The organism is Kineococcus radiotolerans SRS30216 = ATCC BAA-149 (genome assembly GCF_000017305.1).
GTDB lineage: Bacteria > Actinomycetota > Actinomycetes > Actinomycetales > Kineococcaceae > Kineococcus > Kineococcus radiotolerans.
In genome coordinates this window covers 4136896-4158340 of the sequence record NC_009664.2, presented here as the reverse complement: position 1 = coordinate 4158340, position 21445 = coordinate 4136896, and the positions used below count along the sequence as shown (strand labels likewise).

Annotated in this window: 23 protein-coding genes; 11 read left to right on the top strand and 12 right to left on the bottom strand. The window is 75.3% G+C overall.

Annotated features, from left to right (window positions below):
- The first annotated feature begins 745 nt into the window (after positions 1-745).
- On the top strand, positions 746-1675 hold the full coding sequence (locus KRAD_RS19795) for a hypothetical protein (RefSeq protein WP_012087437.1): 930 nt from the start codon (positions 746-748) through the stop codon (positions 1673-1675).
- A 178-nt stretch (positions 1676-1853) separates the two neighbouring features.
- Here KRAD_RS19795 and KRAD_RS19790 read toward each other — a convergent pair whose 3' ends face one another.
- Complete coding sequence (locus KRAD_RS19790; protein WP_012087436.1) at positions 1854-2354, bottom strand: GNAT family N-acetyltransferase; 501 nt, start codon at positions 2352-2354, stop codon at positions 1854-1856.
- Between KRAD_RS19790 and KRAD_RS27695 the strand changes: the two genes are divergently transcribed.
- A complete protein-coding gene (locus KRAD_RS27695; RefSeq protein WP_083782313.1) occupies positions 2237-2644 on the top strand; it encodes a sigma factor-like helix-turn-helix DNA-binding protein in 408 nt (135 codons plus the stop codon). The two genes, KRAD_RS19790 and KRAD_RS27695, sit on opposite strands and share 118 nt — an antisense overlap.
- A gap of 525 nt (positions 2645-3169) precedes the next feature.
- Here KRAD_RS27695 and KRAD_RS19780 read toward each other — a convergent pair.
- Positions 3170-4399 (bottom strand): epoxide hydrolase family protein, encoded by a 1230-nt coding sequence (locus KRAD_RS19780; protein WP_012087435.1) that lies wholly within the window; start codon positions 4397-4399, stop codon positions 3170-3172.
- A gap of 217 nt (positions 4400-4616) precedes the next feature.
- Here KRAD_RS19780 and KRAD_RS19775 point away from each other — a divergent pair, with 217 nt between their 5' ends.
- Positions 4617-5198: a MarR family winged helix-turn-helix transcriptional regulator gene (locus KRAD_RS19775; RefSeq protein ID WP_012087434.1), complete on the top strand. Its 582-nt coding sequence runs from the start codon at positions 4617-4619 to the stop codon at positions 5196-5198.
- A gap of 10 nt (positions 5199-5208) precedes the next feature.
- On the top strand, positions 5209-6186 hold the full coding sequence (locus tag KRAD_RS19770) for an NmrA family NAD(P)-binding protein (protein WP_012087433.1): 978 nt from the start codon (positions 5209-5211) through the stop codon (positions 6184-6186).
- On the opposite strand, the gene KRAD_RS19765 is transcribed toward KRAD_RS19770, so the two are convergent.
- Positions 6183-7154, bottom strand: coding sequence for an AraC family transcriptional regulator (locus tag KRAD_RS19765; protein WP_012087432.1), 972 nt, complete (start codon positions 7152-7154; stop codon positions 6183-6185). The genes KRAD_RS19770 and KRAD_RS19765 overlap by 4 nt on opposite strands.
- 133 nt (positions 7155-7287) lie before the next feature.
- On the opposite strand from KRAD_RS19765, the gene KRAD_RS19760 reads away from it, so the two are divergent.
- Positions 7288-8160, top strand: a complete 873-nt coding sequence (locus tag KRAD_RS19760) for an NAD(P)H-dependent oxidoreductase (RefSeq protein WP_012087431.1) — start codon at positions 7288-7290, stop codon at positions 8158-8160.
- A 21-nt stretch (positions 8161-8181) separates the two neighbouring features.
- Here KRAD_RS19760 and KRAD_RS19755 read toward each other — a convergent pair whose 3' ends face one another.
- Both KRAD_RS19755 and KRAD_RS19750 read right to left on the bottom strand, forming a co-directional pair.
- Entirely contained in the window at positions 8182-8760 is a 579-nt protein-coding gene (locus KRAD_RS19755; protein ID WP_041292234.1) for a hypothetical protein, read from the bottom strand.
- Between the two features lie 7 nt (positions 8761-8767).
- Positions 8768-10075, bottom strand: coding sequence for an LbetaH domain-containing protein (locus KRAD_RS19750; RefSeq protein ID WP_041293577.1), 1308 nt, complete (start codon positions 10073-10075; stop codon positions 8768-8770).
- 206 nt (positions 10076-10281) lie between these two features.
- On the opposite strand from KRAD_RS19750, the gene KRAD_RS19745 reads away from it, so the two are divergent.
- A complete protein-coding gene (locus KRAD_RS19745) occupies positions 10282-11319 on the top strand; it encodes an AAA family ATPase (RefSeq protein ID WP_041293576.1) in 1038 nt (345 codons plus the stop codon).
- On the opposite strand, the gene KRAD_RS19740 is transcribed toward KRAD_RS19745, so the two are convergent.
- Together KRAD_RS19740 and KRAD_RS19735 are read right to left on the bottom strand one after the other, a co-directional pair.
- On the bottom strand, positions 11225-12562 hold the full coding sequence (locus KRAD_RS19740; protein WP_012087427.1) for an MFS transporter: 1338 nt from the start codon (positions 12560-12562) through the stop codon (positions 11225-11227). The two genes, KRAD_RS19745 and KRAD_RS19740, sit on opposite strands and share 95 nt — an antisense overlap.
- A complete protein-coding gene (locus KRAD_RS19735) occupies positions 12562-13128 on the bottom strand; it encodes a MarR family winged helix-turn-helix transcriptional regulator (protein ID WP_012087426.1) in 567 nt (188 codons plus the stop codon). Before KRAD_RS19735 ends, KRAD_RS19740 begins: the two co-directional genes overlap by 1 nt.
- Before the next feature lie 97 nt (positions 13129-13225).
- Here KRAD_RS19735 and KRAD_RS19730 point away from each other — a divergent pair, with 97 nt between their 5' ends.
- On the top strand, positions 13226-14143 hold the full coding sequence (locus KRAD_RS19730; RefSeq protein WP_012087425.1) for an NAD-dependent epimerase/dehydratase family protein: 918 nt from the start codon (positions 13226-13228) through the stop codon (positions 14141-14143).
- 70 nt (positions 14144-14213) lie between these two features.
- On the opposite strand, the gene KRAD_RS19725 is transcribed toward KRAD_RS19730, so the two are convergent.
- On the bottom strand, positions 14214-14852 hold the full coding sequence (locus tag KRAD_RS19725; protein WP_012087424.1) for a methylated-DNA--[protein]-cysteine S-methyltransferase: 639 nt from the start codon (positions 14850-14852) through the stop codon (positions 14214-14216).
- Positions 14849-15352 (bottom strand): RNA polymerase sigma factor, encoded by a 504-nt coding sequence (locus tag KRAD_RS19720; RefSeq protein WP_012087423.1) that lies wholly within the window; start codon positions 15350-15352, stop codon positions 14849-14851. Before KRAD_RS19720 ends, KRAD_RS19725 begins: the two co-directional genes overlap by 4 nt.
- A gap of 208 nt (positions 15353-15560) precedes the next feature.
- Between KRAD_RS19720 and KRAD_RS19715 the strand changes: the two genes are divergently transcribed.
- Positions 15561-15911 carry a hypothetical protein gene (locus KRAD_RS19715; RefSeq protein ID WP_012087422.1) on the top strand — a complete coding sequence of 117 codons (351 nt, stop codon included), beginning with the start codon at positions 15561-15563 and terminating at the stop codon, positions 15909-15911.
- On the opposite strand, the gene KRAD_RS19710 is transcribed toward KRAD_RS19715, so the two are convergent.
- Positions 15853-16284, bottom strand: coding sequence for a VOC family protein (locus KRAD_RS19710; RefSeq protein ID WP_012087421.1), 432 nt, complete (start codon positions 16282-16284; stop codon positions 15853-15855). The genes KRAD_RS19715 and KRAD_RS19710 overlap by 59 nt on opposite strands.
- 95 nt (positions 16285-16379) lie before the next feature.
- Between KRAD_RS19710 and KRAD_RS19705 the strand changes: the two genes are divergently transcribed.
- The gene (locus KRAD_RS19705) at positions 16380-17360 is read left to right on the top strand and encodes a helix-turn-helix transcriptional regulator (RefSeq protein ID WP_012087420.1); all 981 of its coding nucleotides are present in this window, start codon (positions 16380-16382) and stop codon (positions 17358-17360) included.
- Between the two features lie 25 nt (positions 17361-17385).
- Here the strand turns inward: KRAD_RS19705 and KRAD_RS24610 are convergent, their stop codons facing one another.
- Positions 17386-18060: a hypothetical protein gene (locus KRAD_RS24610; protein WP_012087419.1), complete on the bottom strand. Its 675-nt coding sequence runs from the start codon at positions 18058-18060 to the stop codon at positions 17386-17388.
- A gap of 108 nt (positions 18061-18168) precedes the next feature.
- Here KRAD_RS24610 and KRAD_RS19695 point away from each other — a divergent pair, with 108 nt between their 5' ends.
- Positions 18169-19134: an epimerase gene (locus KRAD_RS19695; RefSeq protein ID WP_041292233.1), complete on the top strand. Its 966-nt coding sequence runs from the start codon at positions 18169-18171 to the stop codon at positions 19132-19134.
- 21 nt (positions 19135-19155) lie between these two features.
- Here KRAD_RS19695 and KRAD_RS19690 read toward each other — a convergent pair whose 3' ends face one another.
- Positions 19156-20001 (bottom strand): hypothetical protein, encoded by an 846-nt coding sequence (locus KRAD_RS19690; RefSeq protein WP_012087417.1) that lies wholly within the window; start codon positions 19999-20001, stop codon positions 19156-19158.
- 145 nt (positions 20002-20146) lie between these two features.
- Between KRAD_RS19690 and KRAD_RS19685 the strand changes: the two genes are divergently transcribed.
- Positions 20147-21427 carry a TolB family protein gene (locus tag KRAD_RS19685; protein ID WP_012087416.1) on the top strand — a complete coding sequence of 427 codons (1281 nt, stop codon included), beginning with the start codon at positions 20147-20149 and terminating at the stop codon, positions 21425-21427.
- The last annotated feature ends 18 nt before the right edge of the window (positions 21428-21445 follow it).

Here is a 21445-nt window from a genome sequence, read left to right as displayed (position 1 = left end):
GGCGCATGTATGACGAAGCCGAGGGGGTGACCCGACGGCAACGGCCTGGCCATGACCGTGACGTCTCGGTCGCCGGTGGCAGCGCGCACCACGCGGGATGACCGGAAAGTCGGTGTGTTGGTGCCTCATCCCGGCGAAGCGCCCCGCTGGGCCGTGCTGTCGCTACCAGGTCGAGGTCGCCGGGGATTCTCCTGCTCCTCCTCACCGGGCGGCAACGCGACGCTGGCACCCTGCCCCTTCCCCTTCGAGGCAAGGCGAAGCAGGTCCGAGAGCTGCTCCACGGAAGACTTCGGGCACCCCACCCGCATCCAGTACTCGGCTCGAGACAGCGCCAACGTCGCCTCGGTGAGTGCTGCAGAGAGCCGCGCAGCTTCCTCTAGCCCCATGGACAGGATGATCGTGGACTCGTGACGTTCCAGGTGGACCATCGACGCCTACCTCTCCACTTGCGGTGATGACCGGCGAGTCGACGACGACCGCACTACAGCTTCTCATCCGGCTTCCTGAGCTCTCGGTGATCTCCTGGTCATCGTCATGACCGCGACGTTGCCATGACCGCGACGTTGCCGGCGGCTGGGCCGCGCACCATCCGCGGGATGACCGCGCGCACGGGTGCCTGCGGCAGACTGCGGAGACGGGTCTGATCGTGGATGTGGGTCGCCCACTCGCGTGACTTCCACATCGCCGCCGGGCCTTCGAGCGCTGAACCTGCTGCATCGACCCCTGCCGATCCCGAGGAGCATCCGTGCACGCCGTCCCCAGCGGTGAGGAACGCCGCCAGCTGCTGGCCGCGGTCGCCCTGCCCCCCGAGACCGCGACCCCCGCCCAGCTCGCCCTGCTGCTCACCGACGCCCTGCGCAACGCCCTCGCCCCGCACCTGCACCCCACCGTGACCGACTGGACGGAGTACCACCTGCGCACCAGCGACGATCTCGCAGGTCGCCGCCCACCCGCCCGCGGCGAGTACGACACCGACCTCGAGACCGCACTGAGCGCCCTGGAACGCGCCACCGCGGGAGAAGAGCTGCTGGGCCCCACGGCAGACCTGCGAGCAGACCGCCTCGAGGACGTCGCCGTCTCCGCGCAACGCCCGGGCCGTTCCACCGATCCTGAAACCTTCTGGAATGACAGGCTCCAGGCCTGCCTCGACCTGCGTGGGGCGACGCTCTCGATCTCGGTCCCCCAGGCGTTGCTGCGCGAGCACGACGCCACCGCACCCGCCCACGCCCTGGCCGAGTGGATCTGCCGCGCCGGCGTCGAGCACCACGTTCTGACCGGTTACCTCACCCTCGACGAGCACGTCAGCGCCAGCAACACCAGCAGCGCCTGGGAGATCGCCGTGGGCGCTCCGTGGTGGGAACGTGACCTGCGCAGGACCCTGTGGGGGTACGGCTGGGGTGTCCTGCTGCGCCCTGCTCACCTGGAGGTCATCGGTGGGCTCCCCGCCCTGCGCGCGTTGCTGAGCGTCCTGCCCGCGGGTGGGCGGGTGCGGGAGAACCGCGACGGGTCCGTCTGGCTGCAGTTGAGTGCTGACATCCGCACGATGACCTGGCAAGACGTCGCCACCACGCGGGGGTTGCTGCTGCCGGTGCTGCCGAGGGGTGAGCAGTCCGTGGAGGAGTACTACGCCTCCGCGCAGTTGCCGTTCCACGGGGCCGTGCCCTACTGGCTCTAGCCGACCGGGGCTCGGAACTCGTCGTCACAGCCCCGATGGCTACGCCTTGAGGCCACTCGCTCTTCGTCATGAGTCTGACCAGTGAGCAGTAAGTCGAAGGTGCCTCGCCGGCAGGCATGGACGCCCTCACCCACTGATCAGGAGCCCGGGAAGTGCACCATCGAGACCGGCAGCAGTGTCACTTCTGTCCTGATGCGGAACTGTCACCGCTGTCCTGCGAGGTGGCAGACGGGCGCCGGTAGTCGACGACCCACAGACCGGGCAGAACCTCCCGATCACCGACGCGGGTGAACAGGAGCTGTTCGTAGAGGGCTCGGGCCGGGCCGTTGTCGCGTCCCGTCGACACGGTCGCGGAACGTCCTCCCGCCTGCAGCAGGACCTCACGGACCAGTCGGGTGCCCGCCCCTCGTCGGTGGGCGTGCACCGCCACCACCAGCCGGTCTATGTCGACGCCGGTGTCGTCCTCCGTCCAGCCCAGGGCGCCCAGCAGCTCGTCCCCGTCGAAGGCCGCGAACCAACGCAGCGAGGTCGCACGCAGCGCCTCCAGGTCCTCGTGCAGCGGTGGGATGCGGTCGTCACCGATCAGTGCCGCCTCGACCGCGTAGGCGTCGTGCTGCAGCCGCAGGAGCCTGGCGGCCACCGCCGCGTCCGCGGCCGGCTGCACCGCTCGAAGGATCACGACCTCATCCTCCATCCGCCCGACGCCATCGCCGCGCTCCCCCGCGCCAGCGCGCGGTGGTCCTGCTGCGCTGCGTCGAGGACCTCACCATCGGCGAGGTCACCGCCGCCCTGAGCATCACTGAAGGCACCGTCAAGAGCCACGTCCACCACGCCCGCAGCGTCCTGCAGGCCCACCTCGGACCCGGTGACCGCGACGACCGCACCGGCCTCGACCGCCGCGGTCCGGAGCCTCGCACCAGCCCCCCTCGTCCCTCCGGTAAGCGCACCAAGACCGGAGGCCGGCCATGACCCACCCGTCCGACACCGGCGCGGACGAACCCCGGCGGGGCCGGCGACCCCGTCGCGCGCCGTCGCCGGTGCGCGGTGGACCTCGGACGACCCGTCGACGTCCACCGCTCCGGCCCCGACCGCCAGCGCACCGTCTCCCGGCCCGGCGTCCACCCCGTCCGCGACGGCGACCCCCGGCCCGCAGGCAACCGCCACCGCCGTCTTCCGTGACGCCCTCCTCGGCGTCGACCCCGACCTGGACCGCGCCGTCCACGTCGGGCCGGTCAGCGACCACGACACCGGGCAGCCGCTGGGCTGGACGATGAGCTACGAGGACCGGCGCAGCACCCCTGAGGCGATCCTCACCGTCGAGGTCGGCAGCCTGTCCAGCCGGTCCTTCTCGACCGGGCCCCGCGGTGCGGCCCGGCGGAGCGGAGGACCCCACCGGCTCCAACCGCGATACCCCACCCGGGAACCCGGGGAAACTCAGGCCCCCGGGTCCCCGTACGACGGTCAGGGGTGAGCCCCGTCCGGTGGGGGCTCCGATCAGCGGAGGGTCAGGAAGGTGGACCGGATGTCGGCGACGAGGAGTTCGGGCTGCTCCAGGAGGGCGAAGTGCCCTCCGTCGGCCACCTCGCTGAAGTGGACGAGGTCGGTGTAGCGGCGTTCGGCCCACCGGCGGGAACGCCGGACGTACTCCCCGGGCATGACGCTCAGACCGGTCGGCACGGTCAGGGGTTCCTCGAGGGTGCCGGCGTTGGCCCAGCCGACCTGGTTCATCTCCCAGTACATGCGGGCCGCGGAGGCGGCGGCGTTGGGCAGCCAGTAGAGCATGACGTCGTCGAGCACCTCGTCGAGGGAGAACAGCGCCTCGACGTCGCCGTGCGCGTCGTGGGAACCGCCGACGTCCTGGAACATGGCGTAGATCCACGACGCGAGTCCCACCGGGGAATCGGTGAGGGAGTAGCCGATGGTCTGCGGTCGCGTGGACATCTGCTGGGAGTACGCGGAGAGCGTCTGCCAGTAGTAGCCGCCCTCCCGCAGCATCGCCTGCTCGGCGGGGTCGGCGGCAGCCGCTTCGTCGTCGGTCGGGCTGAACAGCGCCATGTTGAGGTGGATCCCGGCGAGCCCGATGTCGTTGCGCTGGTGCAGGGCGGCGAGCTCGGCGGTGACCGAGGCGCCGAGGTCGCCACCCTGGGCGAACCAGCGGGTGTAGCCCAGGCGCCGCATCAGGACGGACCACGCCCGAGCGGTGCGCTGGAGGTTCCAGCCGGGAGCGGTGGGGTGTCCCGAGAAACCGAACCCGGGCAGGCTGGGGATCACGACGTCGAAGGCGTCGGCGGGGTCGCCGCCGTGCGCCTCCGGGTCGGTGAGCGGCCCGACCGCGTGGCGGAACTCCAGGACGGATCCGGGCCAGCCGTGGGTCAGGAGCAGCGGACGCGCGCCGGGGACGCGGGACCGGACGTGGACGAAGTGGACGTCGAGACCGTCGATGCGGGTGGTGAACTGCCCCCAGCCGTTCAGCAGCGCTTCGGCGCGACGCCAGTCGTAGGCGCCGCTCCAGTGCGCGACGAGTCGCTGGACCCGCTCGAGCTGCGGGCCCTGGGTGGTGTCGGCGACGGTCTCCCGGTCGGGCCAGCGGGTGCGCAGCAGCCGGTGCCGCAGGTCGTCGAGGTCGGCCTGGGGCACGTCCAGGACGAAGGGGCGGACGGCGTCCGCGGCCTCACCGCTCCCGGGGTTCGTGCGGTCTTCGCGGGTGCCGGTTCCGGTGGTCATGGTGGTTCCTCGCTGTCGGAGCAGGTGGGACGGGACGAGACGGGTCGGGCCGGGGCGGACCGCCCGGACGTGGCCGTCCGAACGCCGCGGGAACGTCGCGGCTCGGGTGCGGTGGGCGTCGACCCCGTACCGCGTCTCGTGGGGACACCATGGCACAGATCTTCTGAGTTTGAGACGATTTGTTGCTGAGAAGGTATGAGCGGGATACGGTGGCGCCATGACCGACAGCGCACCCGGAGGCCCAGCGGCGGAGGCCGCGATCGACTGGGACGCCGGCGGGATCGAGACCGAACTGGGCTGGTCCCTCCAGGCCGTCTACCAGGGCTTCGCCCGGACCGCCGTCACCGCCGTCGACGCCGTCCCCGGAGGCCCCCGCGGCTACCAGGTCCTGGTCGCCGTCACCACCGAACCGGCGACCTCGCAGCTCCTCCTGGCCCAGCGCCTGGGCATCGACAAGACCGCCATGACGTACGTGGTCGACGCCCTCGAGAACGCGGGCCTGGTCCAGCGGCGCGCGAACCCCCGCGACCGCCGGGTGCGCGAGGTGCTCCCCACCGACAGCGGACGAGCCCTGCTCGCCCGGGCCCGCGTCGCGCTGCGCGAGGTGGAGGAGACGCTGATGCACGCCCTCGACGCCGGCGAACGCACCCAGCTCCGGCACCTGCTGGCTCGTGTCGCCCTGAGCGCCGGTGCGGTCGAGGCGTGCTCACCCCTCTCGTCCGGGACCCCCGCCGAACAACCCCTGGCCGCACCCCACCGGTCGACCCGTCGAACCCCGCGCCCCTCCACCGGAAGCTGAGCACCCACCCGTGACCACCTCGATCCTCGTCGCCGGCGCCACCGGCGACCTCGGACGCCGCATCACCCGCGAGCTCCTCACCCGCGACACCCGTGTCCGCGTCCTCACCCGCCCCGGCAGCGGCGCCGCGGGGTCCCTCTTCGCCGACGACCCGCGCGTCGACGTCGTCGAGACCACCTACGCGGACCCGCAGGCGCTGGCCGGTTCCCTCACCGGGATCGACACCGTCGTCTCCGCGCTCAGCGGCACCCGCCCGGTGATCGTCGACGCCCAGCGGGTCCTGCTGGACGCGGCGGCGCGAGCCGGCGTCGCCCGGTTCATCCCCTCCGACTACTCCGCGGACTACCGCCGGATCGCGCTGGGCAGCAACCGCAACCTCGAACTGCGCCGCGAGTTCGCCGCCGACGTCGACGCCGCTCCCCTGCGCTCGACGTCGGTGCTCAACGGCGCCTTCGCCGACATGCTCACCGGGCAGGCGCCGATGATCTCCTTCACCCGCCGGCGCGTGCTGTTCTGGTCCTCCGCGGACCAGGTGCTCGACTTCACCACCAAGGACGACGTCGCCGCGATCGTCGCCGCGGTCGCCCTCGACCCCGACGCCCCTCGCGTGGTGGAGGTCGCCGGGGACCGGGTCAGCGCACGGGACGTGGCCCGGACGATGAGCGAACTGACGGGGCAGCGCTTCACGCTCCAGTGGGCGGGCACCGCGGGATCGCTCTCGGCGGTGAGCAAGGTGGCCCGGCGCTTCGCCGGGAACCCCGACGAGACGTTCCCGGCCTGGCAGGGCATGCAGTACTTCGTCAGCATGTTCAGCGGCCAGGGCCAACTGCGCCACGTCGACAACGACCGCTACGGCCACCGGGAGTGGACCACCGTGCGCGACGTCCTCGCCTCCCACCTCGCCGCGACCGCGGGCGACCGGACCCCTGACCCGGGCACCGCGACCGGGGTCCGGTCGCGATCCCGCGAACCGCAGGACCGGCCCTAGGCGGTGCTCGACGCGTCCACGGCGGGACCGGCGGCCGTGGTGCGCCGGAACTCGCTCGGGCTGAGGCCCCGGACCCGCTTGAACGCGGCGCTGAAACCGAACGGCTCCGCGTAGCCCACGCTGCGGGCGACCCCGGCGACGGTCAGTTCCGGCCGGTCCAGCAGCAGGTCCGCGGCCAGGGTCATGCGCCAGCGGGTCAGGTACGTCAGCGGAGGTTCGCCGACGAGGTCGCTGAAGCGCTTGGCGAGCGTCGCCCGGGACACCCCGACCCGCCCGGCCAGCGCCGCGACCGTCCACGGCGCCGCCGGTTCGGCGTGCAGCAGCTGAAGCGCCCTGCCCGCCACGGGGTCGCGCTGGGCCGTCCACCAGGCCGGCGCGCGCCCGCCGGGACGGTCGAAGTGGGTGCGCAACGTGCAGACCAGCATCCAGTCCAGCAGCCGGTCCAGGACGACCTGCTGACCGGGGGCGTCGACGGCGACCTCGGCGGCGAGGTGCTCCAGCACGGGGTCGGCGCGACCGCCGGCCTCGACCCGCAGCACCACGGGCAGCGCCTCCAGCAGTCGGCGGCTGATCTCGCCCCGCGCCGGGTAGGCGCCGACGAGGAGGGTCGTGGTCCCGTTCCCGTCGTCGTCCGGCGCGCCGGGGTCGTGCCAGCCCAGCCGGTGCCGGGTGCCGCCCTGCTCGGGCGTCGCGCAGTCCACCCCGCAGACGACCGGCACCGCCGTGGTCCCGACCTCGTCGACGAAGGTGAAGGTCCCCGGCCCGCGCACGAGCACCGTGTCGTAGGCACCGACCCGCACCGCCGCCTCGTGCTCCGGCACGATCCAGCCCGCTCCCCCCAGGACGGTGCACAGCGTCAGCGGTGCCCCGTCGACGAAGTGCAGCGACCACGGCGCCGTCAGGGTGGAACTGGCGAACAGCGAGCCGTGGGCCCGCACACCCCGCATCAGGTCGCTGAACGCATCCACCCCGCCACGGTAGACGATCGCGCAGGGGCTCCGGCGTCTCACCCATGGATCCGTCCAGACCACGCGGGTTGACTGGCCGCCATGGACAACCGCACCACCGGCGGCCCCACCCCGCCGCTCGAGAGGTGAACCCGTGACCACCACACCCCCGCCGACGCCGGGCACCGCCCTGTGGGTCCACGCCCACCCCCGCCGCTCCTCCCTCAACGGCCACCTCTTCCGGGAGGGGGTGCGAGCCCTGTCCGCGGACCGGGAGGTGGCGACCTCGGACCTGCACGCCCAGGGCTTCGACCCCGTCCTCGGTCCCCGCGACTTCGCCGGCCACGACCTCGCCGGCCACGACCTCGCGGACCGCGCCGGGGAACCCGGCGGCATCGCCGAGCTCCTCGGTGAGGCGCACCGCCGCGGGCAGCTCCCCCCCGACGTCACCGCCGAGCAGGCCAAGCTCGCCCGGGCCGAACTGCTCGTGCTGCAGTTCCCCCTGTGGTGGTACGGGCCGCCGGCGATCCTCAAGGGCTGGTTCGACCGGGTCCTCACCGCCGGGTTCGCCTTCGGCGACACCGATCCCGACCTCGGGGTGCCGCGCCGCTACGGCGACGGCGGACTGGCCGGGCGCAGGGCCCTGGTCGTCGTGACCGCGGGCGAGGACGCGCGCTCCATCGGCCCGCGCGGCGTCAGCGGTGACCTGGACTCCCTGCTGTTCCCGCTCACCCACGGCGTGCTCTGGTACGTCGGCATCGAGACCCTCGCCCTGCACGTCGTCCACGACGCCGACGCGCTGGGAACCGCGGGCCTGGACCGGGAGGTGGACCGCCTGCGGGAGAGGTTGCGCACCCTCGACGCCGAACCGGCCCGCCCGTACCGGCGCCTGCGCGACGGGGACTACGCCGGGACCCGCGCCCTGCGCGCGGACCTCCTGCCCGGTCGCACCGACCTCGGCATCCACTGCGCCGCAGACGATCCGCCCGGCGCCCGCGTGAACGGAGGACCCGCCCGCCCCCGCTGAGCCGGGGGGCGGACGGGTGGTTCAGTGCGCGTGCTCGCCCGGTGCGTGCTCGTGGGGCAGGGTCGTCACCGGCCTGCCGTCCGCCGGGACGTCGCCCACGGGGACCCAGCCCGTCGCCGGACCCTCGCTGCCGTCGGCGCCGACGGCCCCGACCGAGACCAGCAGCTGCGAGGAGGTCAGGAGCAGCCCCGCGTCGCGCTCGGTGGCCTGCCGCTGCGGGGAGGACGTGCCGGCGGCAGCGGTGACCCGCAGCGAGGTCCCCGCGGTGGTCTCGTCCGCCGCGGCCCCGGCGGGGATCCCCTCCGCGCTCGCGTAGCGCACGGCGTACGAGGCCGCGTCCGGCACCGCCGCCCACCGCAGCTCCCAGTCCACGCTCCACCGCACCACCGGCGTCCCGCCCGGGCCGACGCCGTCCTCGCGGGTCTCCACGGTGGCGACCCGCAGGTCACCGGGAGCCGACGCCGGGACCGGCGGCGGGGCGGGCGACGCGGTGGGGGCGGACGACGAGGGGACGGGTGGGACCGACTCGGCGGCCGTGCACCCGGCCGTCCCCCCGACGCCCAGCACGGCCACCAGCAGCACCGCCCCGGCCCTGCTCACCGCCGGCTCACCACTCGACCGGGCCGAAGACCTCGTCGTTGGCGTAGACGGTGCGGTCCGGCACGACCTGCCCGACCGCCAGTTCGCTGCCCACGACGACGCTGCGCTCCCCCACGACCGCGTCGTTGCGCACCAGGGAGCGGAAGACCACCGACCCGTCGCCCAGGTGGACGTCGTTGCCGATCGTCGTGGGCGCGGCGACCCCCGTCGTCGGGTCGACCGCCGGGCGCCCCCCGCCGTGGACGACGACCCGCTCGCCGTAGGTGACACGGTTGCCGATGGAGAGGTCCGAGCCCTCCAGGGCGTGGAAGATCGTGCCGTTGCCCATGCTGCGCACGGTGCCCACGGAGAACGGCCCGCCCTCGTCGGCGCGCAGGGAGATGCGCGAACCCATCCGCTGCGACAGCGTCCTCAGGTCGTCCTCGAAGCAGACGTCGCCGATGACCCGGTTGCGGAAGCGGGGCTCACGCACCTCCGGGCCCGTGCACAGCGCGGACTCCACCGTGGGCGCGTCGCGCGAGACGTCGAAGACGTTGCCGCCGGGGTCGACGTTGATGCCGTGCACCGCGTCCGGCTCCTCCGCCGCCAGGCGGGTGTACTCGCGGGCCAGGCCGACGTTGACCTCCACGACGGCGGCGTTGAACAACCGGTCGGCCTCGACGAGGGGGCGGACCTTGCCCAGCGCCGGGTCGTCGGCCTCGGCCTGCGTGCGCACGTCCTTGCCCGGCAGGACGAGGGTGCCGCTGCGCAGGACCACGCCGGGCCCCACCCGGCTGAGGGCGGACAGACCCGTGTCGCGCTCCAGGACGGCCCCGTCGACGAGCGCGCCGAAGCTGATGAAGACCCCGGAGTCCGCCGGGTCGGCCTCCCCCGCACCGAGGCGCGCCGGGCCCCGCACGGCCGACCCGTGGGCGAGGATGACCCGCTCGCCGGTCCGCACCCCGTCCCGCGGGCGCAGCCCCGCCGCGGCCAGCGCGCGCTCCTCGCCGCTGCGGCGCGGCACCCACGCCTCCACGCGCACGGAGTCCTGGACGTTGGACTCCGCGCCGATGGCGATGCCCGCGCGCAGACCGGGGACCAGTTGCGCGAAGGGGCCCACGTAGACCCGCTCCCCCAGCTCCACCAATCCCGGGCGGCGCACCTGCGCCGTCGGGTCGACGAAGGATGCCTCCTCCAGCGCCACCTCACCGGGGGTCCCGCCCGGGGCCCGCTCGACCGCCCGCTCCGCTGCCCCGGCGGGCGCCGTCACGACCGTCGCCGTCAGGCACGCCACCAGCACCGATCCGCCCAGCAGCCGCTGGGGCCGTCCTCGCACCGCCACGTCGTTCCCCGTCCTCGCCGAGGTGCGGTGCCCCGGACCCGCCACCGCACTGTGGAACTCCTGTGTAGCAGTCGGCGACCGGCGGGGGGACCCGGTGCGTGTCCCCGTACCGGGCGACCGGGCCGCGCGCGGTGGCCCCACCACCGGCGGTCACCGGGTCCCGGGAGGAGACCCGGGTCGGGCGCCCCTACCCTCGCGGCATGGCCATCAACCGCAAAGCGCTCGACGACCTGCGCGAGACGGTCGCCCGCCTCGGGGACCAGCTCGGGCGCTCCGGTCTGCGCGGGGTGGACGAACTGGTGGGCGACCGCTTCGGGGACCGCTCCGCGAACCGCCCCGGGCCGGCCCGCCCGCTCCCGGTCCTGCAGGCCGAGCTCGACGCGCTCGTCGGCCTGAGCACGGTGAAGGAGCAGGTGCGGGCGCTCGTCGCCTTCCTGCAGGTGCAGGCCCGCCGCAAGGCGCACGGCCTGCCCGAGGCGGCCACGTCCCAGCACCTCGTGTTCCTCGGCAACCCGGGCACGGGCAAGACCACGGTGGCGCGGCTGCTGGCCGAGATGTACCGGGCGCTCGGCCTGCTGCAGAAGGGTCACCTGGTGGAGGTCGACCGGGCCGCCCTGGTCGGGCAGTACGTCGGGGAGACGGCGATCAAGACCGACCGGGTCATCCGCCGGGCCCTCGACGGCGTCCTCTTCATCGACGAGGCCTACTCGCTGGCGCCCGAGGGCGACGGCCGGCTCGACTTCGGCACCGAGGCCGTCGAGGTCCTGCTCAAGCGCATGGAGGACCACCGCCACCGCCTGGTGGTGATCGTGGCCGGCTACCCCCGGCTGATGGAGTCGTTCCTGCTCTCCAACCCCGGTCTGCGCTCCCGCTTCGCCCGCGAGGTCGACTTCCCCGACTACTCCACCGACGAGCTCCAGGAGATCTTCGCGATCATCGCCGCCCAGCACGAGTACGACCTGGCGCCGGGTGCGGAGGAGACGCTCCGCCACATCCTCGGCGGCCTGCACCCGGGCGAGGAGTCCGGCAACGCGCGCTTCGCCCGCACGTTGTTCGAGCAGGCCCTCAACCGCCAGGCGCTGCGGCTGACGCGCGACGCGGGCCGCAGCGCGGAGGACCTCGACCGCGCCGAGGTCATGACGCTCACCTCCGAGGACGTCGCCGAGGCCGCCCGCGCCCTCGGTGAGGAACCGGCCCCCGCACCCGACCCGTCGGGGTGGCGGCGCTGGTGGGGGTGACGGCGGCGGGTGGCCGCCACCGGCGCAGGGCGGGGGTGGTGGCCGCGATGACGCCGACGACCACGACGCAGGCGAGCCCACCGGTGAGGGCCGACGTCGTGGCCGAGGTCAGGCCGGCGACCGCTCCGGCGCGGGCGTTGCCCAGCCCGGGCCCGGCGACCCCGACGACGTTCTCCGCGGCGCTGACGCGGCCCAGGTAGGCGTCGGGGGTGGAGACCTGCACGAGGGTGCCGCGGCAGACGACGGCCACGGTGTCCGCGGCACCGGCCGCCGCCAGGCAGAGCAGCGTGGCGGGCAGGGAGTCCACCAGCGCGAACGCCGCCAGCGCCGAACCCCAGGTCGCGGAGGCGACCAGCAGGAGGCGGCCCGCCCGGGGCACCCGGGTGATCGTCCCGGAGGCCGCCCCGGCCAGCAGCCCGCCGGCGGCGACGGCGGAGGCGAGCAACCCGAAGGTGTGCTCCCCTCCCCCGAACCGTTCGTCGTTGACGGCGGGGAACAGGGCGACGGGCATGGCCAGGCCGGTGGCGGCCAGGTCGGCGGCCAGGCAGCCGCGCAGTTCCGGCCGGCTCAGCAGGTAGCGCCAGCCCTCCCCCGTCGCCCGCAGCCCCGCCGGTGTCCTGCGTGCGGGGTGCCGGGGCGGGGACGCGGTCCCCGGGGCGGGGAGGCGCAGCACGCCGTGCAGGGAGACGGTGAGGCCGAGCACGTCGGCGAGGTAGGCGGCGCGCAGGCCACCGGTGGCCAGGAGGACGCCGGCCAGGGCGGGGCCGGCGAGCACGGCGACCTGGAAGCCGACGTGGTTCAGCGCCACCCCGGCGGGGACGAGGTCGGTCGGCAGGAGGCGGGTGGTGAACGTTCGCCGGGCCGGCGCGCCGAGCGCGGTCGCGGTGGTCTGGAGCACGACCAGGGCCAGGACCAGGAGCACGGACCCGGTGCCGGGCCCCGCCTGGGCGGCGAGCCCGGCGGCGGCGACGGTGGCGGTAGTGGTGACCAGGACGAGGCGGCGGCGGTCGACCGCGTCGGCCAGGGTGCCCCCGACGAGACCCCCGACGACGGTGGGCACGGCGGTGGCCAGGCCGATGGTCCCGGTCCACCACGGGCTGCCGGTCAGTTCCCAGACCTGGTGGAGCACGGCGGTGGCGGCGAGCTGGCCGCTGAGACCGGCTGCGGTGCTGCCGATCCACAGCCGCCGGAAGGCCGGGGAGACCCGCAGGGGCCGGGTGTCGACGAAGCGGCCCGGCCGCATCACCGCCCGCCGGGGGGCGGGCCGGCGCTCCGCCCGGTGGCGGGAGCCGCACCGGCCGCCGGGGTGCCCGGTCCCGGGTTGCCGAGGTGGTCGTCGACGCGGTCGGCGAAGGACCGGCGGGTCAGGGCCCGGCGCAGGTCGTCGACGACCCGGGTCAGGGCGTAGGGCACCTCGGCGTCCAGCTCGGCCCAGGCGGCCTCGGTGGCCCGCCACTCCGCTTCCAGGAACGGGACGAGCGCCCGCCCGGCCCCGGTCAGGGTCACGGTGCGGGTGCGGGCGTCCTCACCGGGGGCGCTGTCGAGGAGCCCGTCGCGGCGCATGGCGGTGACGGTCTGGCTCATGGCGGAGTGGGTCACGCCGAGGTGGCCGGCGAGGGCCTTGATCGTCAGGGGGCCGTGGCGGTGCAGGCGGATGAGGGCCTTGCTGAACCGGGGCCGCACCCCGGCCACGCCGTGCCGGGCGTAGACGGCGGCGATCTGGTCGTCCATGGCGTCGAGCAGGTCGTGCAGCGGACGGAGGACGTCGCGCGCCGTCGGGTCGGGTCCGGGAGTGCCCAGCGATGTCACAGCAGCTCACACGATCGGCCGGGTGCCGCCCCGTCGTCGAGGAGGGCCTCGCGCGGCTCGCGGTGGCGGGGCGAGGAGCGAGTGGTTGGCTGGAGGCATGCGCATCTTCTTCACCGGCGGCAGCGGCAAGGCCGGTCACCACGTCGCCCCGTACCTGGCCTCCCGGGGCCACCAGGTCACCAACGCCGACCTCACCCCGCTGCGCCACCCCGACGTCACCGACCTCCGGGTCGACCTGACCGACGCCGGCCAGGTCTACTCCGCGCTGGCGGGCACGCCCACGACGGCCGACCTCGACGGACCGGCCCCCGGCAGGAGCGGCGGGTCGGCCTACGACGCCGTCGTCCACTTCGCCGCGATCCCCTCCATGCTGATCGCCCCGGACGCCACGACGTTCGCGACGAACATCTCGGCGCACTACAACGTGCTGGAGGCCGCGACCCGGCTCGGCGTCCGCAAGGTGGTCTTCGCCTCCTCGGAGACGACCTACGGCATCTGCTTCGCGCAGGGCGAGCGCAAACCGCTCTACGTGCCCGTCGACGAGGAGCACCCCGTGGTGCCGGAGGACTCCTACGCCATGTCGAAGGTGGCCGGGGAGGTCGTCGCGCGCTCCTTCCACGCCCGCACCGGAGCGGACGTCTACGGCCTGCGGATCAACAACGTCATCGAACCCCACGAGTACGCCGAGAAGTTCCCGCCCTTCCTGGCGGACCCGTCGCTGCGACGGCGCAACTTCTTCGCCTACATCGACACCCGGGACCTGGGCCAGCTGACCCTGCGCGCGCTGGAGACCGACGGGCTCGGTTTCGAGATCTTCAACGTCGCCAACGCCGACCTGTCCGTCGCCGCGACCACCCGGGAGATCATCGACACCTTCTACGAGGGGGTCGAGGTGCGCCGCGAGATGGGCCGGGACGAGACCTTCTACAGCATCGACAAGGCCCGCGACCTGCTCGGCTACGCCCCCGAGCACTCGTGGCGCGACGTGCTGGCGGACCCCCGGGCCGGGGCCTGAAACCCGGCCTGGAACCCGGCCCGGAACCCGGCCGGGGCCCGGGCGCAGCCGGTCCGTGCGGACCGGTGCGTCAGGCGGCGCCCTCCAGCCGCAGCAGCGCCCTCTTGGCCTCCAGACCGCCGACGTAACCGCCGAGGCCGCCGTCGGTCCGCAGGACCCGGTGGCAGGGCACGACGATGGGGAGCGGGTTCGTGGCGCACGCGGTGCCCACGGCCCGCACCGCGTTCGGATTCCCGACGAGACCGGCCACCTCCTTGTAGGTCTGGGTCCGGCCGTACTCGATGCGCGGCAGGTGCTGCTGCACGGTCCGCCGGAACCCACCGGACAACGCCGTGTCCAGCGGGACGTCGAAGGTCCGCCGGAGCCCGGCGAAGTACTCGTCGAGCTCGCGCGCCACCCCGTCCAGACGCCGGGGCGCCTCCAGGACGCGGGGGCTGAGCCGGGCGGCCAGGGTGTGGAGCACGGCGTCGAGCCCCTCGCCGGCGTAGGCGACGCGGACGAGTCCGCGTCCGGTCGCGGCGAGCAGCAGCCGGCCCACCGGCGTGTCCAGGGTCCGGTAGGCGACGTCGACGAGGTCCTCGGCCTCCGCCCGCTCGACCAGCCGCGCCCGCAGCCGGTCCAGTTCCGCGGCGGTCACCGGGAACAGCGCCGCCGCCTCCTCGTGGTCGCCCTCGTGGTCGTGGTCCTGGTCGTGGTCGTCGTGGTTCACGGGTGTCGTCCTTCCGCTGCGGGTGTCGGGCGGTAGTTCCTGCGCAGGGCCGCGACGCCGTCCGCGGCGGCTCGCCGCACGGCCGCGCTCGTCCCCCCGATGAGTTCGGCGGTCTCGGCGTGGGGCAGGCCGCCGAAGTAGTGGTAGGCCACCGCCAGCCGCTGCCGCTCGGGCAGCGCGGCCACGAGGTCCCACAGCTCGATCCTCGCGCTGTCGGAGGCGTCGGGCCGGGCGCGGGCCTCGGGCAGCGCCTCGACCGGTGTCGGACGACGCGCCCGGGAGCGGATGACGTCCACCGCCTTCCGCTGGGCGACCCGCACGAGCCACGCCTCGACGTTGGTGCCGTCGGCCATCGTCGGCCACGCCCGGAGGGCGGCCAGGAAGGTCTCCGACCAGGCGTCGTCGGCGTCCGCGGTCGGGCCCAGCAGGGCGCGGCAGACCCGCAGCACCGTCGGCCCGTGCCGCTGCACCGCGTCTTCGAAGAGCTCTCGCGTCGTCATCACCACGCAGTCGCCCGGGACGGCCCGGGTGTGAGGTCCGCACCGCGACCGGTGGGGCGACCGGCCCGCGAGACCACCCGGGACACCCCCCGATCCTGCACCTCACACCGGCGGGCCACCGCGCGACTCCCCGGTGCGGCCGGCCGCCGGTGCGCCGGCCCGGGCGACCGCCGCCCGCCACCACCAACACCTCAGGGAAGGACGTCCCGTGTGGGGAACCGTCGCCGCGAGCGCCGGGGTCGTCGCGACGGCCCTGTTCGTCCTCAGCTCCCTGCCCATGCTGGCCAAGGCCGCCCGCAGCCGGGACCTGTCGTCGTACAGCGGCGCGAACCTGCTGATCGCCAACGTCGGCAACGTCGCGCAGGCCCTCTACCTGACGACGATCCCGGCCGGCCCCCTCTGGGTGCTGCACGGCTTCAACACCGCGGTCAGCGGGCTGATGCTCGGGTGGTGGCTCCACCGGAGGCCGCGGCCCGGCGCGGCCGCCGGCCGAAGCGGGGTCAGCCGCGGGAGGGCGGGAGGACGTCCAGCACCCAAGTCACCCCGAAGCGGTCGGTGACCATCCCGTACAGCGGGGCGTAGCCGGCCGGGGCGAGGTCCGCGCGCACCGTCCCGCCGTCGACGAGGGCGCGCCAGCAACCGGTGATCTCCTCGGCGCTGGTGCCGCGCACCGAGACGTACACCGCGTCGGTGCCCGGGTCGTGGGCTCGCCCGGGCGGGACGTCGAAGGCCATGACGGAGAACCCGCTGGGCGAGGTCACCGCCCCCCACTTGACCTGCTCCCCCACGGCGCCGTCGGCGGTGTCCCGCTCGTCGCCGCCCTGGGCGAAGGTGAAGGCGGTGACCTGCCCGCCGAACACCGAGGCGTAGAAGGCGAGGGCCTCCGCGGCGCGGCCGCGGAAGTTCAGGTGGGTGGTGGTCGTGATGCTCACGTCGGTCTCCTCGGTCCGTCCCGCCACTCCTGCGGTGGCGGTGGGAGGACCGTCCCACCGGAAGAGGACGGTTCCGGTCCTCTGCTCCGGGCACCATGAACGACGTGACCGAGAGGAACGGGACGTCGTCCCGGCTGCTCACCCTGCTGTCCCTGCTGCAGGTCCGCCGGGACTGGCCCGGCGCCACCCTGGCCGAGCGGCTGGACGTCACCCCCCGCACCGTGCGCCGCGACGTCGACCGGCTGCGCGGGCTGGGGTACCCCGTGCGGGCGCTGAAGGGGCCCGGCGGCGGCTACCGCCTGGAGGCGGGCACCGCGCTGCCGCCGCTGCTGTTCGACGACGAGCAGGCCGTCGCCCTCGCCATCGCCCTGCAGCTCGCCGCCACCAGCGGCGCCGGCATCGGGGAGGCCGCCGCCCGGGCCCTGGGCACCGTGCGCCAGGTGCTGCCCACCCGGCTGCGCCACCGGGTGGACACCGTCCACCTCACCCCCCTCCCGGCGAGCGCGGTCCCCGACGTCGACCCCGCGGTCCTCACCGCCCTCGCGGCCGCGGTCCGCGCCCGCGAGGTCCTGCGCTTCGGCTACGCCGGGGACGACCGCCGGGCCGAGCCGCACCACCTGATCACCCGGCGCGGGCGGTGGTACCTGCTCGGCTTCGACCTCGACCGGGGGGACTGGCGCGCCTACCGCGCCGACCGGCTCACCCCCCGCACCCCGACCGGACCGCGGTTCGCCCCGCGCGAGGTGCCCGGCGGGGACCCCGCCGCCTTCGTCGACCGCCGCTTCCGGGGTTCCACCGACCCCACGGGCGCCTGGCCCTGCACCGGGACCGTCGAGCTCGCCGCCCCCGCCTCCCGGGTGACCCCGTTCGCCCACGACGGCACCGTCGAGGCCCTCGGCCCCGAGCGCTGCCGGCTCACCCTGGGCGCCTGGTCCTGGGTCGGCCTCGCCGCCGCCGTCGCCCGCCACGACGCCGACGTCCTCGCCGTCAGCCCCCCGGCCCTCGCCGAGGCCTTCCGCTCCCTGTCGGAACGGCTGGCCGCCGCCGCGCTCGCCGCCCCCGCCGCGGTCCGCTGACCGGCGCGGGGTCCCGGACCCCGCCTCAGCGCAGCGCCAGGTGGACCGCGGCGGTCGTCCCGGCGCCGATCACGCCCCCGAGGAGCAGCTGACCGACGGTGTGGTGACCCAGCTCCCGGCGCGACCAGGCGGTGGCGACCAGGGCGGGGACACCCGCGAGGAGGACCGCCGGCCCGTGCGTCGCCGTGGTGAGGACGACCCCGCCGGCGAGGCAGCCGACGTGGAGGGAGAGCTTCGTCCAGGAGTGGTTCACGGCCAGGAAGGCGGGCACGGCGGCGATGGGCGCCCACACGGCGGCCGTCATCGCGTCGGGGGCGTCCAGGAGGTGCAGACCGGTCAGGCCCACCGCGCAGGAGACCAGGCCGAACAGGATCGGGACGGTGCGCTGGTGGCGCCGGCTCACCTCGCGGTCGCTCCAGTGGCCGCGCGCCGCGCCCCACCGCACGAACAGGTCCGGCAGCAGCGCCGTCGTGCCCGCCGTCCAGGCCGACAGCCCGACCGCCCGGCGCGTGGTGGTGCAGGAGTCGAAGGCGACGAGGGTCTGCACCAGGGCCATGACGCGCGGAGGGGAGGTGACCTCCGAGACCAGCCGGGCCAGGGCCTCGCGGCGGGGCCCGCCGGGGTGCCCGCCGGGGTGCGCGACCGGGCCCACCAGATCGGGTGCGACGTCGGCTCCGGAGGGGACGGGGCTGAGCTCCACGCACCGACGCTAACCGGGCGGGAACACGCCCCGCCACCGACCGGTCCTCGCCCGGCCCGCCGCGGCCGTCGCGCTCCGCGCGCGGGCGGACGGTCCTAGGCTCACCCCGTGAAGATCGTGATCCCGGGGGGAACGGGCCAGGTCGGCGGTGTGCTGCGGCGGGCGCTGGCCGCCCGCGGTGACGAGGTCGTCGTGGTGAGCCGGCGCCCGGAGGCGCTGGAGCCCGGCATCCGGCACGTGGTGTGGGACGGGCGGACGCAGGGCGCCTGGGCGGACGAGGTCGACGGCGCCGACGCCGTCGTCAACCTCGCCGGGCGCAGCGTGAGCTGCCGCTACACCGACGCCAACCTGCGCCAGATGATGGACTCCCGCGTCGACTCCACCCGTGCCGTGGGCGAGGCGATCAGCCGCGCCTCGGACCCGCCGCGGGTGTGGCTGCAGATGAGCACCGCCACCATCTACGCCGACGCCCGCAGCCGCGGTGACGACCGGCCCCACGACGAGGTGGGCGGGGTCATCGGCGGGGAGGAACCCGACGTCCCGCTGTACTGGGAGTACAGCGTGCGCATCGCCCGCCGCTGGGAACAGGCCCAGGCCGAGGCCGCCACCCCGGCCACCCGCCGGGTCGCGCTGCGCACGGCGATGGTCATGACCCCCGACCGCGGCGGGATCTTCGACTACCTGTCGTGGATGGCGCGCCTGGGCCTCGGTGGGCCGGTCGCGGGCGGGCGGCAGCACGTCTCCTGGATCCACGGGGAGGACTTCGTGCGCGCGGTGCAGTTCCTCCTCGAGCGCGACGACCTGGAGGGACCCGTCAACCTGGCCGCCCCCGGTCCCGTCCCCCAGGGGGAACTCATGCGTTCGCTGCGCCACGCCTGGGGAGGACGTCCCGGCCTGCCCGCCACGCGGCTCATGGCCGAGGTGGGGGCCCTGGTCCTGCGCACCGACACCGAACTACTGCTGAAGAGCCGCCGGGTCGTCCCCGCCCGCCTGCTGGAGGCGGGGTTCACCTTCACCCACCCCCGGTGGCGGTCGGCGGCGATCGACCTCGTGGACGGCGCGCGCCGGCGCTGAGGCGCGTCGGGGAGGTTCCGTTCAGGGTTCCAGGCTCGCGGGGTCGGGGTGGGGAAGGCCCATGATGCTGCTGAACCGGCCGAGCACGCTCAGCACCCAGTCCTTCGGCGCCTCCAACGCGGTGGCCAGGGGCGTGAACTCCTCGGGTTCGTCGTGGACCTGGAGCGAGGGGACGACGGCGAACGTGGGACGCAGCACGACCTCGGTCGAGTCGTCGGGGCGGCGCAGGACGAGCTGGAGGAGGACGTCGCCGTCGCGCACCGGTCCCGCCGTGCGCCACTGCGACAGCACCTGCACGGGCGGTTCGGCGGTGACGTCCGCGGGCCCCAGGGGCGTCGACATCATCTCCACCACGGGCGCGAGGCGGTGCCGGTCCACGTCGGAGAGCCACCGCAACCGTTCCAGCGGGTGGGCGGTGGCGTCCTCGCCGAGCTGGAAGGGCTGCACCTTCTCCACGAGCTGCCACACCTCCGCGCGGACGAGCCGCTGCAGCTCCTGGGCGTGGGCCCGGAAGGCGCGCTCTGAGGTGTCGATCGGGAACTGCACCCGGTTCGGCTTCACCGGTCGCCCGCTGTGGGCCCGCACCGCGGCCCACAGCGCGTGGTCCAGCGCCCCGCGCAGGTTCGTCAGCACGTCGCCGACGAGCACCGGCAACCGCGGGGGGACGGGGTGCTCGACCCGGAGCCACCACTCCACCTGCAGGCGGCGCTCGTAGAACGGGCTCAGCGCCTCGCGGCGCTCGTAGCGGTGGGGGCCCGACGCCTGCCACTGGCGGGTGGCCCGGGCGAGGGCGTCGGCGTGCTCCACCGCGCGCGCCCACTTCAGCCAGGCCGAAGCCAACGGCGACTGCGCGTCCTCGGGCGTCATCCGCCGACCTCCTCCTCCGACCGCCACGGGTCATCATGGCGCAGCTCCCGATCACGACCTCCCCGCGCACGTCGCCCGCCGACGTCGCCGGGAGTTCACCCGCGTCCCGCTGACGACGGCCCCCCGCCTGCGCCACCCTGGCGGGGTGGAGCCCTCCCACCGCGTCGCGCTGCTCACCGCCCTGGCCGTGCTGGGGGCCGGTGGGGCCTGGGCGGCCGCGCCGGCCGGGGCACCCGCACCGGTGAGCGCACCCGCGACCGTGCCCGCGCAACTGCCCGGCTACAGCTACCTCACCCGCTCGATGGGCGCCGCGCCGCCGGGGCGGGTCCTGGCCCTCTACCAGCAGGGTCTGGGCGTGGAGTTCATGGACGTCCCCCAGGCCCTCACCGTCGGCGCCGACGGGGCCAGCGCCCGCCGCGCGCGCACCGCGCTGGACCGCGGCGCCCCCGACACCCAGGGCGACGCGGCACCGATGGCGCTGTCGGGCGACGGGTCCACCATCGCGGTCGGGGACTGGGACACCAGCACCCCCGGCGCCTCCGCCGGTGGGCCCGGGCGCGCGGACGTGGCCCTGGTCGACGCCGCCACCGGGGACGTCCGCACCCTCGCCCTGCCCGACGCGCGCGCCGTCCTGCCCCTGGCGTGGTCGCCGGACGCCCGGCGCCTGGCGTACCTGTCCCCCACCGAGGCCGCCGATCCCTTCGCCTCCCCCACCGACCCCGCCGGGGACCTGCTCGTGCTCGACGTGGGCAGCGGGCGGGCCCGCCCCGTACCCGGCGTGGACGACGCGGTCTCGGCGGCCTTCTCCCCCGACGGGCGGCTGCTCGCCGTGCAGCGCAGCGGTGGGGCGGTCGAGGTGCGGGCGGGCGACGGCACCCTCCGGCGCACCCTCGTCCCGCCGCGGGCCGGCGACGTCCTCGCCGCGGGCGCGGCCTTCTCCCCCGACGGGCGCCTGCTGGGGCTCCAGCGAGGGGGCGAGGTGGTCTTCCTGCCCGTGGCGGACGACCCGGCGGTGGCGGTGCCGGCCCCGGTGGCGGGGGACGCGCTGCTGGCGTGGCGCTCGCCCGGGGAGGTGCTGGTGCAGGACCGCGGGGCCAGCAGCAGCGCCACCTCCACCGACTTCACCGTCTCCTCCGTGGAACTGGCCACCGGCTCCGCGCGGGCGTTCACCCGCGTCCCCACCGCCGGCGGGAACTACGCCGTGACCCGCTTCGAGCTGGCGACGGGTCTGGTGCAGGGGGCGCGGTGGACCGCCGCGGTCCCGCGCCCGGACCGGGGCCGGCCGGCCGCGGTGCTGCGCGCGGGCGGGGTCCTGCTGGCCGCCGCGGCCGCGGCCCTGGTCGCGCAGCGCCTGACCCGGCGCCGGAGCGCGCGCCGCGTCCCGGCGCCCGCGGCGCGCCCCGCTCCCCGCCCCGTCCCCGGCTGAGGCGGGCGTCGCGACGAG

Bases quoted from the DNA above. Each gene is read 5' to 3' on its own strand.
- KRAD_RS19690 (WP_012087417.1), bottom strand. From the start codon at position 20,001: ATGACGCCCGAGGACGCGCAGTCGCCGTTGGCTTCGGCCTGGCTGAAG.
- KRAD_RS19745 (WP_041293576.1), top strand. From the start codon at position 10,282: ATGGCCATCAACCGCAAAGCGCTCGACGACCTGCGCGAGACGGTCGCC.
- KRAD_RS19780 (WP_012087435.1), bottom strand. From the start codon at position 4,399: ATGACCACCGGAACCGGCACCCGCGAAGACCGCACGAACCCCGGGAGC.
- KRAD_RS19775 (WP_012087434.1), top strand. From the start codon at position 4,617: ATGACCGACAGCGCACCCGGAGGCCCAGCGGCGGAGGCCGCGATCGAC.
- KRAD_RS19730 (WP_012087425.1), top strand. From the start codon at position 13,226: ATGCGCATCTTCTTCACCGGCGGCAGCGGCAAGGCCGGTCACCACGTC.
- KRAD_RS19720 (WP_012087423.1), bottom strand. From the start codon at position 15,352: ATGACGACGCGAGAGCTCTTCGAAGACGCGGTGCAGCGGCACGGGCCG.
- KRAD_RS19740 (WP_012087427.1), bottom strand. From the start codon at position 12,562: ATGCGGCCGGGCCGCTTCGTCGACACCCGGCCCCTGCGGGTCTCCCCG.
- KRAD_RS19705 (WP_012087420.1), top strand. From the start codon at position 16,380: ATGAACGACGTGACCGAGAGGAACGGGACGTCGTCCCGGCTGCTCACC.